The following is a 13,137-nucleotide window of genomic DNA, read 5'->3' as shown; positions in this document are numbered from 1 at the left end:
CCCTTTCTTATTCTTGACCCATAGATCTAACTTCAACATCAACTTCTGGAGCTAAGTCAAGTTTCATTAATGAATCTACTGTATCTGGAGTTGCAGCTATAATATCAATCATTCTTGAATGAACTCTGATTTCAAATTGCTCTCTAGAATCCTTATTAACGTGAGGACCTTTTAGAACTGTATATCTTCTAATCTTTGTTGGTAAAGGTATAGGACCTCTCAACTCAGCACCAGTTCTCTTAACAGCTTCAACTATTGAAGCAACACTTCTGTCTAAAACTCTGTGATCGTAAGCTTTTAACTTTAATCTAATTTTTTCCATTTTTTTCCTTTAAAGAACTCGTTAGATACACGATAAATCGCACTCTAACCCTTTTTATGGACGCGGATTATAACTTAAATGGGATTAAATGTCAAGTATAATGGGGTTTTGTATTGAAAAAGCACTAATTTATTTCCTTTTAAAAAGGATAACTATTGTATTTTGAATATGTTTTTAAGTTAGTAATAAGTTTAAAACTTAAGTTCAACTATTTATTTTAGATCATTACCGCAATTATAACAATGCTTCAAATTCTTTATCGTTTCCTTATTACAATTAGGACATTTAACTTTTAATTCATTTTTACAACATGGACAAAAGCTCATATTTAAGTAGTCTACTTTATTAGAACATTTAAAACAAATACTTTTGTTATAACTTTCAGTATTTGAAATAGAATTTTCTTCTAGTTTTTTCTGATTTTCTCTAAATCTTTTTTGAATTTTTACTATTAAATATCCAAAAACAAATACAAAAAAAGCAATTGCAAAATAATACACTACAAAAGGTACTTCTATTTCATAAAAGAATTTTAATACTTTTTCAAGAAAGACTTTTGGTAGTAACATATAAATTAGAGTTAATACAGAAATAACTATTGGAATTAATATAACTACTACAATGTTTTTGAACATTACATATAATGTGTATTTTTCATTCTTTAAATACCTTTTCATTATATAAAATGACAATAAAAAAAGTGGTAATAAAAATATTAATGTAATTAACTCTTTTTTAAGTGCGTAAGATTTACTTTGAGTTTTATAATCATCTAATATTTGTTTTTTATTAATGTTAACAAAGGCATTTAATTCTTTTACACTTTTAGAATCAGTAAATTCCTTTCTGATATTTTGCTTTTCTTTTTTTAACTTTTCATTTTCTTCTAAGTACGAGTTGTATTTTTCTTTTATATTCTCAGATGAGATATCATCTTTTATAATTGATTTATCAGATTTTTGTGCCGACATTTTTTCAAATAATACTGTATTATAATTTTCTCTTAAATACGATAATTCATTATTTATCTTATTTTGCTTGTTATTTAGTATTCTTTCATTTTGTCTTAATACTTTAATATTATGCTCTTTTTTAACTGCATCTAATTTAGTATCAATAATAGTAGTACACCTCTCATCAATTTCTAAATTTTTAATACTTTGATATTTACTATTGTATGTTCCTGACATAAAAATATAATTATTGTAATCGTTTAGACTTTTAGAGTTTAGAATATTTCTACACTGTGAAGAAAAAGATGTATTTGGATTATTTAAAACTTTTATTTGAAAATCAATTCCTAATCCAATTGTTATAAAAACAAATATATTAAGAAGTATTATAAATAATATTGTTAGTTTTGATAGTTTTTCTTTTCCTGAATAAGTAAAGTTGTTCTTATAAAAGTTTTTAAGTGAGTTTTTCATAGATATAAATCCTAAATTAATAATTTAGAATTTTACTACATAATTGATTAAATAAAATATTTATTTGATTTAGATTTTAACTTTGTATAAATTTCGTCAAAATTTGCAGGATAAACTCTAGCTGTTGCAATTGAAGTAATAAAATTTGTATCGCCAAGCCATCTAGGAAGCATATGATAGTGAACATGCTGTTCAATTCCAGCTCCTGCTGCTTTTCCAAGATTCATACCAATATTTACACCTTCACAAGACATAACATCTTTTAAAAGCTTTACCCCTTGTCTTACTCTTACACTCATAGCGTTCCAAGTATTATCATCTAGTTCTTCAATTTTATCTGTGTGAAAGTGTGGAATAACCATCATATGACCTGGTGAGTATGGAAACTTATTCATAACAACATAACAAAATTCATCACTAAAAAGAACTTGAAGTTTTTCATCATCTATATTTTTAGATATATGACAAAAAATACATCCTTCAATTTTTTCTTCACTAACATATTCATATCGCCATGGTGCATATAAGTGTTCCATTTTATATCCTATATAAAGTTTGGTGCATCATTTGCAAAAAGTATTAGATCCCCTACTCGTGTTTGCTCAGCCAAGGTATTTTCCATTAAAGCTTTATCTTTTAAAATAAATATTTTTTGTGAATCTATGTGTGCACTTAATAATTGAGTATTTAAACTTCCTGTTAAAATTACATAATCAAATTTTTCGTTTATTTCTTTTGCAAGTAAGATATTTGCTTCATCTGTTGATTCAACTAAACCTGGCGTTATAATTACCTTTCTACCTTCATAAGTAGAACAGATATTTACAGCTTCAAGCATTCCTTCTAAATTTCCATTAAAAGAATCATCAACAATTACTTTTCCACCTGCTTTTATAAGTTGTAATCTATGTTCAACTTGAGGTAAAGATTTTAGTGCAAGTTTAATCTCATCAATACTCATACCTAATTCATGAGCAACTAATATTACTGCTGTTAAATTAATTGCATTAAAACTTCCAAGAATTGGTGCATGGAAATGTTCTAAATTACCATTTACTTCCACATCAAACCAAATGCCATCTAGTGAGCTTTTTGTAATATGTAAGTTATTTGGAAATTTTGTAATAGTTTCATAATCTTTAATAGGTACACTTTCGTGAACAAAACCTTTTTGCATTCGAGGAGATTTTAAAAGTTCCATTTTTGTATGAATAATATTATCTAAGGTCTTAAAATATTCAATGTGTTGCTCTCCAACACTACCAATCACACAAATTTGAGGTTCAAGAAACATTGATATTTCTTCAATGTCACCTTTTTCTCTAGCACCTGCTTCTGCAATGTATATTTGTGTATCAAGAGGAATATCTCTATTTACATCTAATACAATTCCACCAATTGTATTTACAGATCTTGGAGTTTTGTATGTTTTATATTTTTTCTTTAAAACATGATGTAAGTAGTTTTTAATTGATGTTTTTCCGTAAGATGCAGTAATTGCAATAATTTTTAAACCAGTAATACTATGAACTCTTTGCTTTCCTTTATGTTTAAAAGATATAAAGAATATTTTTTCTAATACTAGTGATACTACATAAGCGATTATTAAAGGAATAAATACAAAGGTATTATTACATTCAGGACTTGCTAAACATAAACCAGAAATTGCAAATGTTGCGAATAAAAGTATTGCTAGAAATCTTTTCACTCTAGATGTTAAAACAACAGGACGGTCAAGTTTTCTATTCCATATAATAAAACTTGTTAAATACAATACATAAAAATATATTGAATAGTAAATAGTTGGTATTAAATAAAAAAGTACAATAGGAGTAAAAAAGTAAGTTATATGCCATTGCCATTTATGATGTTTTAAAACAACTCGTTCTAGTTTATAGTTGTACCACTGTAAGTTTGTGATTAGGTAATAACCTAAACACATAATTAATAAAATTTGTGTAAATAAATTAAAGTATTCCATTTTCTATTCTCTCGCTTATATCTTTTGCATTTTTTACAAAGAAGTAATGATCTCCATCATAAGATATAAAAGTTGATGAATCAATTAAAGATGCAATTTTTTTACCAGATTCTAAAGATGTAGCTGTATCTTTTTCTCCCCAAAAAATTAAGGCATTATTTTTATAATCTTTAAAGTTTTGTGAGAAATCTTCATTTACAACATTTTTAAATGTTGAATACATTCCTTCATTCATAGTATTAACATCTGAACTTCTGAACACTTTTGTAATATTTTTTAAACCAAGTGCATTAAAGAATTTTGCAATTGCAATTTTAGCTTTTACTTCAAAAGATTTTTCTTCTAAAATACCTGCTGTACTTAAAAGAACTAGATTTTTAGGATTTAAAGAAGTAGCAACTTTTCCACCATAAGAGTGACCTGTAATTACATCTTTTGTAGAGTTTAAAAGTTTTAAAAATTCATCTATAATTTTAGTGTAATCTTGAGTTTTTAGTTCGTATTCATTTGAGCTTTTCCCAAAACCTGGCATATCAATATAAATATGTCTAAAATCATTTAAATAAGGTGAGAATACATTTTTCATAATATCTTTATTTGAGCCCCAACCATGTAAAAAAACTATATCTTTTTTACAAGAAGGATTTACAATTTCATAAGAAATATCATAAGTTTTATTATCAATACTTACACTTTTTAATGCCAAAGTTATTTGCCTTTGCTTGCATGAATTTTATTTACATATTCATAAGTAACTGGAATATGTTTTTTTCTTGGTAATGAAGTTGCAACACTTTTAAATAAAGTATCAAAATTAGAGAATAAATAGTTTGCCATAGAACCTGGGATTGAATTTATTTCATTTAAATAAACTTCATTATCAACTATAAAGAAATCACATCTAATTATTGAACCTTCAAATAAATTATTGTAAATCTTTTCAAAAGCATCTTTTACTTTTGCATTTAATTCTTCACCTAAATCAACTTCTACAGCTTTTGAAGTTCTTGAAAAATCTAAATATTTTTTATCAAAATCTAAAAATTCTGTTTTTTGAGGCTCTTCTATAATTGAGAATTTAAATTCACCATTTACTTTAGTACCTGCTAAGTTGTATTCTTTAACACCTGAAATAAAAGGTTCAATAATTATTGCATTATCAAACTCATATGCAACATCTAAAGAATAATCTAATTCTTCTTGTGTTTTAACAATTGCTACACCAATTGAAGAACCAAGTCTAACTGGCTTTACAATTACAGGAAAAGTATCAACTGTAACACTATCACCTTTTGTGTAATATTTATAATCAATAGTTTTAACATCAACAGAAGAAGCATAACCTTTTGTTAAAAATTTATTTGAACTAACAACACATGCTTCTGTTCTTGGTGCAATAAAAGGGATATTAAAAAATTCTAATACTGAAGATAAAATACCATCTTCACCATCTCCACCATGAGAAAGGTTTAAAACAACATCAAAATCTATAGGTTTATCTTTTCCTAAAAGTCCTGCTTTTTTAAAGAAACCATTTTTTGAAATAGTAACTTTATCACATTTTTTATACTCACCTGAGCTAAATAATTTTGATTTAATAGTGTTAGTTGGAATATGATAAAAGTCTCTATTTTCATCTAAAAATATATAAACTAATTCATCACTTAACACATCTTTCATTGCAATTGAACTTACAATTGAAATTTCATGTTCAAAACTAACCCCACCAAAAACTACTGCTATTTTCATTAAATTCCCTTGATTTCTATTTTTGTAATTTTTTTAATGCTTCTTTTACTAAATCGCTTGTATTTGTAGAAGTACAAGTTTTTAAAACTTTTGCTAAAACATCTTTTTTAAATCCTAATGATTCTAAAGCTAATGATGCTTCTAAAGAAGCAGAATTACTGCTACTATCATCTTCTGCATTTAAGTCAATAACTATTCCTGAAAGTTCTACTAAAATACGACTAGCACCTTTAGGACCAATACCAGGTACTCTTTTTAGCATTGAAACATCGTTTTCATTTACTATTTGCGCAAAAGATGAAGGAGTAAATGTTGAACAAATTGCAAGTGCAACTTTTGGTCCAACACCATTTATTTTGATAACTGTATCAAAAAGCTTTTTTTCACTTGAGTCTAAAAAACCATATAAAGTTTGAGAATCTTCTCTAATTATGTGTGTAATATCTAATGTCACATCATCACTAATAATTTTTGAACTACAATTTAGTGAAACAAATATTTCATAAATTATCCCATTAACATTAACATTTAATAATGTTGGTTCTTTTTTAATTATTTTACCTATAAGGCCTACTATCATTAATTCTTCTCTTTGTACAACTAATCGTCTAATTTAATATTCTATAAATTAATATAATTATATAATATTTGTACTTAAACTAAAAGGTTAGTATCATGATTGATTTAATAACAAAAAAAATTAGTAATAAGATTATTTTTGCACTCTTTATTTTAATGACAATTTCAAGTATTGCAATTGTTATTTTAAGTACTTCAAAAGTATCAGAAGACTTGATTACTAATAAAAAAGAAAATCTTGCGATGCTAAATGCAGCAATGTTCCAAAGTTTAAAAAATGCAATGAACACTGGAGATCCTGCTCAAATTGCAAAAGCAGAAGATGATGCTAGAAAAATTGAGGGTGTAAAAAATCTCACAGTTGCAAAAAGCAAAGAATTAATGGAATTATATCCTTCTGAATCTATTTTCACTAAAGATATAGAAACTATAAAAGCATTTAAAAGTAAAAAATCTGCCCTTTTAGAAACAAACAATAATCAAGGTCATAATATTAGAATGATTAAGCCTATGATTGCAACACAAGAATGTCTAATGTGTCATGCAAATCAAAAAGAAGGTGATGTAATTGGTGTAATGGACTTAACATTTTCCCTTGACAAAGCAGATAGTGAAATCTCAGAATTAGTATTATATATTTCATTTATATCGGCTGTTTTAGGATTGTTAACAATTATACTAATATTACTTATTGTTAAAAAAGCTACAAATCCAATTGAAAAACTTAAAAAAGGTTTTGAAAACTTACTTGAATCAAATGATCCATCAATTTCATTAAATGTAGAATCAAAAGATGAAATAGGTGAAGTATCGCAGCTATTTAATTCTTATATGGATAAAGTAAGAGCCGGTCTTAAGAAAGATGAAATTGTAATTGAAGAAGCAAGTGATATTTTAGAGAAAGCTAGTAATGGTTTTTTTGTTTATCAAGTAGGAGAAACTGCATCAAACCCTCATGTTGAAGATTTAAAAAATAAATTAAATGAAATGATCAAAAACACAAAAGATACGCTAGATAAAATCAATGATACTCTTAGAAAATATTCTGAATCAAAATTTGATCATAAGATTGATGATGAAGGAATATATGGAGATTTAGGTTCTTTAACAGCTGGAATTAAACTAGTAGGAAATAATACATCAGAAATTTTAGCAATGATTATGAATACAGGTGATTCCTTGAATCAAAATACTGCTGTTTTATCAAGTGCCTCAAATAATTTATCACTTTCTTCAAATCAACAAGCAGCTTCTTTAGAGGAAACAGCTGCGGCATTAGAAGAAATCACAGCGATAATAAGTGCTAATACACAATCGACTGTTAAAATGTCAAAGTTAGCTCAGAATGTTACAGGTTCAGCAAAAACAGGTCAAGAACTTGCAAATAGAACAGCAGAATCTATGGATGAAATAAATGTACAAGTATCATCTATTAATGATGCAATTGAAGTTATTGATCAAATTGCATTCCAAACAAATATTTTATCTTTAAATGCAGCTGTTGAAGCAGCAACTGCAGGAGAAGCTGGAAAAGGTTTTGCTGTTGTTGCACAAGAAGTAAGAAATCTTGCAAGTAGAAGTGCAGAAGCTGCTAAAGAGATTAAAAATATTGTAGAAGCAGCAACATCAAAAGCTCAACATGGAAAAACAATTTCAGATAATATGATAGAAGGATACAGTGAATTAAATCAAAATATATCTAACACAATCACAATTATCGAAGAAGTTGCCAATGCATCTAAAGAGCAAGAAAGAGGTATTATACAAATTAATGATGCTGTTAATACATTAGATCAAGCAACACAAAAAAATGCACAAGTGGCAGATGAAATCTCTGATATGGCAAAAAATATTTCTGATATGTCAAATGCACTTGTTACAGCAGCTTCTAGAGCTTCATTTATAGAAGAAACTATGGATAAAGTTTGTGATGTGGATTTAGTTTATGATACGGCACAAATAAAAGTTGATATATTAAATACAAAAGATGAAGTTTATGCAAAATTAGGCACTTTTAACTCATGGAAAGTAAAAGAAAATACAAGTTTAGAGCAATGGTCAAATAATCATCTAAATTCAGGTAAAAAAATAGATATAGAAACTATGAATAAAATAACTGAACTAAACAAACAATTTCATAATGATTTACAATCACTAGTAGATGCAAATGCAAACAAAGAAAATAATGAAATTTTAAATCAAAAAGCAAAAGAAGTAGAGTTAAATTCTCTTAGAATATTTGGAAACTTAAATAATGTAAAAAGAATTGCTTGTAAAAAGTAATATTTTATCTAAAGAATAAAAGAAGTTAATCTTCTTTTATTGAGCTTGCATTTGTTTAATAAGTGCTTCTAATTCATCTTCATTGATAATCTCATCTGAAGAATCAATGTTTTTGGCACTTGGAGCTAAACCATATTTAGTTTTGTCTATATTATTGTGTTCACATACAAAATTTACAACTCTTTCTATTTTTTGTCTATGTAAATCTTGGTGTTGTAATAAACCTAAAGCATTTGAAACTTTTTTTTGAACTTTTTCTTTTTCATGTGATAAAAGAGAGAAACTATCAACAGTTTGATTTATCCATTCTAAGTCTTCATATATTAAAGCTGCATTATTTTCTGATTCTTTTATTACATCACATAATTCACTTATTAATTCTTCATATTTCATAAATGTCCTTTAAAACCATTAAGTTATCAATTTTAACCAATTTAAACTTAAGTAAAAGACACTTATTTAAAAGTTATTATTAAATTATTAGTGAATTATTTCAGCAATTAATTCAGTTGCATAACAACCTTTTGGTAATGTAAACTTTAATTCCATCCAGTTTTTATCCTCTTTATAGTTACTTTCAACATCAGAAGGAAAAACCCAAGCAAATCTTCTTGCTCCATCTTCACCTGTTGGTGCTTCGAATTCTTTTTCTATTTCATAAGCTAAATCTACTGAATTTTTAACTCTTTTCCCTGATAATAAGCCAGTTGGAACTCTATCTCTTTCAAAGAATTTATCAGATTCAGTTTCTAAATCTTCAATTGTAAAAATCTTTCCAAACGGATAATGAGATAATAAATCTCCTGTCATAATTTTTAATGGATGTTTTTGTTTTTTCATTCTTTTTACAACATCTAGAGGTAGGTTTAATTTTTGATAAATCTCTTTTGGTTCAAAAGCATCTACAAGTTTTGAGATTTCAATTCTTTTAGAAAGCCAAGAATTAAATAAATGAGATTGATAAGCATTTATATACATTTGCTTTAAGTTTCTTCTTTTTTCTTTTAAAGTTCCTTCAATAATTGCCTTGCCTTTTTTGTAATTATCACCATCAATTCCAAATCGCTGAAATCCAAAGTAATTTGGCATACCTAAAGATACAATACTTCCTAAAGCACTTTCAATTTTTCTTGAATCAATTACATTTACTCTTTTAAGTCTAATAAAAAAACTATTACCTTTTAAATGCCCTACTTTGATTTTATTATTATGATAAGTCGTATCTAAAATCTTGATATTTGGATGATTAAATGTTTTTAACTTTTCTTCGTATTGCTTATGAATAGAAATACTTTGAACTGTCATTGCATTTTTATCTTTAAGTCCTGCATAACCAATATCTCTGCTTCTACAACCAACAAATTTTGCAATTATTTCTAAAGCATCCCAAGTTGCTAAATCTTTTTTCCTAATTTTTAAAACTAAATGCTCGCCTTCACCTGAAAATTCATATAACGGTATTTCTGTAACAACAAAATCATCTTTGTTTTGTTTAAATAAAACATCAATGTTTGAATGGTTTAAGTATCTTTGTAATTGGCTCAATATATTTCCTTGTATATTTTTATTTTTTATATTATTTATTTTTAAAAGTGGTGGTTTTTACTTTTAGTTTCATATTTACCTTCAACTGCTTTAGCAAATATATTTAATTTCACTTTATATTTTTTTGCTATTTTTTCAATTCTTTTTAAATCTTTTTTTGAGAAAGAAAAAAGCATTTCATACTCTTCTCCTGATGTTCCAATATCTTCATGTATTTTCTTAAAAAACTCAAAACCTACTTTTGAAGCTTTTGATAATCTTTCAAGTTCAAAAAATAAACCATCAGAGATATCTAAAGATGCATTTACATATTTTGATATTTCATAAAAAAACTCAGGGTTTAATTTTGGTTTTATAAATTTTGATTTTTTTGAAACTTTTTTGTTTGAAAAAAGTTTTTCTAAATCTTTTTTACAAGATCCTAACTCACCTGTATAACAAAGTAAGTCCTCTTTTTTAACACCAGATCTATAGATTGGATTTTTTGTTTTTGAAACAATTGTCACAGAAATATCAAGTTTTTCATTTGATATTGTATCGCCACCAATAATTTGTATTCCAAACTCTTTAGCAGCTTTTTTAAAACCTTTTGCTAAATCTTTTAAATCTTGTTTTTTATAGGTACTTGGAATTGCTACACTTAAAAGTGCATACTTTGGTTTTGCATTCATAGCAATTGCATCTGAGATATTCACTATCATAGACTTATAAGCAATTTGTTTTAAACTCATCCACTCTTTTTTGAAATGAACATTTTGGAAAAATGCATCCATTGAGTAAACAGTATTTTTAATAACTGCCCCATCATCACCAATAATTTTATTACTTGAAAATTGTTTTATAAAATAGTCTTCTTTATTCATTCGTGATTATACCAAATATGAGCAAAATATACACGTATAATCATATTTTGGATAATTATTCATATAGGATAAAAAATATCCTATTTATTTTAATAAAATTATTGTATAATAAATCTAATTTAAAAAATACAGGAGATAATATGCCAAAAATTAACAAATACGTTGATATTGATACAGTAGAAAGAGAAGCAAAAAAAGATTTAATTGATAGACACAGTCCATTTATTCACTGTGCTGAAACTGCAGTTGCAGGTGAGCCTTTTGAAGTAACAGTTAAAATGGGTAACGAATATACTCATCCAGATGATTTTGATCACTATATTGAATCAGTTACATTATTTAATGGTGAAACTAAATTAGCAGTAGCTACTTACGTTCCAGGAACATTAGGAAATGTTAAAGCACATAATACTACTACTTTCACAATTATTCCAACTGGAAAAAAATTAAACTTAGTAGCTCATGGTTACTGTACTAAACATGGTATCTGGGAATCAACTCCAGTTACTGTTACTGTTTCGTAATTTTAATTAATATAAATTAAAAAGGTAGGAGCTTTTAGCTTCTACCTTTTTTTATGTTTTATAAATAGCTTATTTATTATTCACTTTATTTATTGTTTCATTTGTAGTCTTAATTGTTTCATATTTTGTAGCTAAAATTGAAAACATATAAGCCATTGCAATAACAACAATTCCTATGATAAAAAAATTTCTCATTATAATTCTCCTTAAAAAAACTTATCTTACTAAATATTAACATTAATTTAACTTATTCATTATATACTTTTACAAATACACAAAGGACAAATATGTTAAAAAAATTGTTAATTTCACTTGCTATTATTGGATTACTTTTTACAACGGCAAGTGCAGCTGAAAATAAAATGTTTCAAACAGTAAATCCTAAAGATGCAACTTTAGTTAAAACTGATTCAAGTAAGGAATTTTGTAATGTATGTGGAATGCATCTTACAAAGTTTTATAAAACTTCTCATGTTAGTACATTTAAAAATGGAAACAAAGAACAATATTGTTCAATTCATTGTCAAGCAAAGATACATAATCATCACAAAGATAAAATAAAAAGTATAGAGGTTGTAGATACAAACTCTTTAAAACTTATTAATGCTAAAGATGCTTATTATGTAGTAGGAAGTTCTAAAAAAGGAACAATGAGTGCTATTAGTAAATATGCTTTTTTAAATGAAAATGAAGCAAAGACATTTCAAAAAAAGTTCGGTGGAAAAATTCATACATTTGATGAAGCTTTAGAAATTGCGAAAAACTCTATGAAAAAAGATAATACAAAAGTTGATAAAAATAGAATTAAAATGGCAAAAAAAGGCAAAAAGATATATGCAGCTATGTGTAAGCAAGATGTATATCCTGAATTTAATTCAGTTGGTGAAAGTAAAAAATATATTATAGATAATAATCTATGTAAACCTTTAAAACCTAAAATGCAACAAGCTGTAGCTATTTTTTTATATGATCCTGTATTAGCTGCAAATAAAGATAAGATGATAAAAGTACCTAATGATGCAAAATGTCCGGTATGTGGAATGTTTGTTTCAAAATATCCAAAATGGGTTGCTCAAATAGATGTTAAAGAAAAACATACTCATTATTTTGATGGTGTAAAAGATATGATGAAGTTTTATTTTAATCCTGAGAAATTTGAACATAATCATTCAAAAAATGATATATCAAAAATGCTAGTAACAGATTATTATACTTTAAATGCAATTGATGCTAAGAATGCTTTTTATGTAATAGGATCTAATATATATGGACCAATGGGAGAAGAGTTAATTCCTTTTAAAAATAAAAAAGAAGCTAATAGTTTTTCAAAAAGTCATTTTGGGAAAAAGATATTAAAATTTGAAGAGATTAAAGAAGAACTTTTATATTAATAAAAGTGCAATGCGGTTAAGTCCGCATTGTTTTAATAAGTACTATTTATATTCCATTTTTTACAAAATGACAACAATAATCAACTAGTGAATGTACTCTTAATTTAAATTTTGAATTTGCTGGAACCTCGAATGTTGTCGGCCCTTCATATGTAACCCATTCTTTTGCAGGTAATAAAACTTCTAAATTACCTCTTTGAATATCCATTATTTGTGTATGAACCGTATTTAATTCATATTCACCAGGTAACATAATTCCTAAAGTTTTTCTTGAACCGTCTTCAAATTCAATACTTCTACTAGTGATATTACCTTCAAAAAGAACACTTGCAGCTTTTGCTATAGAAACATTATTAAATTCTGCCATTTAATTTCCTTACATAATTATTTACAAGATTATATCAGATTTTTTATTTGCTTTTATTGAAGCAAAAGGCTAGTTCTTTTTTGATATAATCAAAAATAAATTAACA

15 protein-coding genes are annotated in these 13,137 nt (G+C 26.3%); 3 read left to right on the top strand and 12 right to left on the bottom strand.

All coding sequences use genetic code 11. The annotated features are described in order from the left end of the window. Positions 1-7: 7 nt before the first annotated feature. The 7 genes from rpsJ to ruvA all read right to left on the bottom strand — a co-directional run bounded on the left by rpsJ (position 8) and on the right by ruvA (position 6,059). Positions 8-322 (bottom strand): 30S ribosomal protein S10, encoded by a 315-nt coding sequence (rpsJ, locus tag LPB137_RS04510; RefSeq protein WP_071627220.1) that lies wholly within the window; start codon positions 320-322, stop codon positions 8-10. Positions 323-534: 212 nt separating this feature from the next. Further along, a complete protein-coding gene (locus LPB137_RS04505) occupies positions 535-1,749 on the bottom strand; it encodes a zinc ribbon domain-containing protein (RefSeq protein ID WP_076084941.1) in 1,215 nt (404 codons plus the stop codon). A 47-nt stretch (positions 1,750-1,796) separates the two neighbouring features. Then, entirely contained in the window at positions 1,797-2,285 is a 489-nt protein-coding gene (locus LPB137_RS04500; protein WP_076084938.1) for an HIT family protein, read from the bottom strand. Positions 2,286-2,293: 8 nt separating this feature from the next. Next, positions 2,294-3,730 carry a Mur ligase family protein gene (locus LPB137_RS04495; RefSeq protein WP_076084935.1) on the bottom strand — a complete coding sequence of 479 codons (1,437 nt, stop codon included), beginning with the start codon at positions 3,728-3,730 and terminating at the stop codon, positions 2,294-2,296. Continuing rightward, positions 3,717-4,436, bottom strand: a complete 720-nt coding sequence (locus tag LPB137_RS04490) for an alpha/beta fold hydrolase (protein WP_076084932.1) — start codon at positions 4,434-4,436, stop codon at positions 3,717-3,719. Before LPB137_RS04490 ends, LPB137_RS04495 begins: the two co-directional genes overlap by 14 nt. Before the next feature lie 2 nt (positions 4,437-4,438). After that, positions 4,439-5,479 (bottom strand): D-alanine--D-alanine ligase, encoded by a 1,041-nt coding sequence (locus LPB137_RS04485; RefSeq protein ID WP_076084929.1) that lies wholly within the window; start codon positions 5,477-5,479, stop codon positions 4,439-4,441. A 16-nt stretch (positions 5,480-5,495) separates the two neighbouring features. Further along, positions 5,496-6,059, bottom strand: a complete 564-nt coding sequence (gene ruvA, locus LPB137_RS04480) for a Holliday junction branch migration protein RuvA (protein WP_076084926.1) — start codon at positions 6,057-6,059, stop codon at positions 5,496-5,498. A gap of 95 nt (positions 6,060-6,154) precedes the next feature. Here ruvA and LPB137_RS04475 point away from each other — a divergent pair, with 95 nt between their 5' ends. Then, complete coding sequence (locus tag LPB137_RS04475) at positions 6,155-8,341, top strand: methyl-accepting chemotaxis protein (protein WP_076084923.1); 2,187 nt, start codon at positions 6,155-6,157, stop codon at positions 8,339-8,341. Between the two features lie 36 nt (positions 8,342-8,377). Here LPB137_RS04475 and LPB137_RS04470 read toward each other — a convergent pair whose 3' ends face one another. The 3 genes from LPB137_RS04470 to LPB137_RS04460 all read right to left on the bottom strand — a co-directional run bounded on the left by LPB137_RS04470 (position 8,378) and on the right by LPB137_RS04460 (position 10,749). Next, on the bottom strand, positions 8,378-8,734 hold the full coding sequence (locus LPB137_RS04470) for a hypothetical protein (RefSeq protein WP_076084920.1): 357 nt from the start codon (positions 8,732-8,734) through the stop codon (positions 8,378-8,380). An 87-nt stretch (positions 8,735-8,821) separates the two neighbouring features. Further along, positions 8,822-9,886, bottom strand: a complete 1,065-nt coding sequence (gene truD / locus LPB137_RS04465) for a tRNA pseudouridine(13) synthase TruD (RefSeq protein WP_076084917.1) — start codon at positions 9,884-9,886, stop codon at positions 8,822-8,824. Between the two features lie 41 nt (positions 9,887-9,927). Then, positions 9,928-10,749 carry a thiamine-phosphate kinase gene (locus LPB137_RS04460; protein ID WP_076084915.1) on the bottom strand — a complete coding sequence of 274 codons (822 nt, stop codon included), beginning with the start codon at positions 10,747-10,749 and terminating at the stop codon, positions 9,928-9,930. Positions 10,750-10,889: 140 nt separating this feature from the next. On the opposite strand from LPB137_RS04460, the gene LPB137_RS04455 reads away from it, so the two are divergent. Continuing rightward, complete coding sequence (locus LPB137_RS04455) at positions 10,890-11,273, top strand: class II SORL domain-containing protein (protein ID WP_076089212.1); 384 nt, start codon at positions 10,890-10,892, stop codon at positions 11,271-11,273. Positions 11,274-11,342: 69 nt separating this feature from the next. Here the strand turns inward: LPB137_RS04455 and LPB137_RS14715 are convergent, their stop codons facing one another. Further along, the gene (locus LPB137_RS14715; protein WP_265936467.1) at positions 11,343-11,468 is read right to left on the bottom strand and encodes a hypothetical protein; all 126 of its coding nucleotides are present in this window, start codon (positions 11,466-11,468) and stop codon (positions 11,343-11,345) included. Positions 11,469-11,560: 92 nt separating this feature from the next. On the opposite strand from LPB137_RS14715, the gene LPB137_RS04450 reads away from it, so the two are divergent. Next, positions 11,561-12,664 carry a nitrous oxide reductase accessory protein NosL gene (locus LPB137_RS04450; RefSeq protein ID WP_076084913.1) on the top strand — a complete coding sequence of 368 codons (1,104 nt, stop codon included), beginning with the start codon at positions 11,561-11,563 and terminating at the stop codon, positions 12,662-12,664. A 46-nt stretch (positions 12,665-12,710) separates the two neighbouring features. Here the strand turns inward: LPB137_RS04450 and ppnP are convergent, their stop codons facing one another. Beyond that, complete coding sequence (gene ppnP, locus LPB137_RS04445; RefSeq protein WP_076084911.1) at positions 12,711-13,031, bottom strand: pyrimidine/purine nucleoside phosphorylase; 321 nt, start codon at positions 13,029-13,031, stop codon at positions 12,711-12,713. Positions 13,032-13,137 lie beyond the last annotated feature (106 nt).

The organism is Poseidonibacter parvus (assembly GCF_001956695.1).
GTDB lineage: Bacteria > Campylobacterota > Campylobacteria > Campylobacterales > Arcobacteraceae > Poseidonibacter > Poseidonibacter parvus.
The sequence above is the reverse complement of the archived record's forward strand: the minus strand, read 5'-3'. Positions and strand labels throughout refer to the sequence as shown.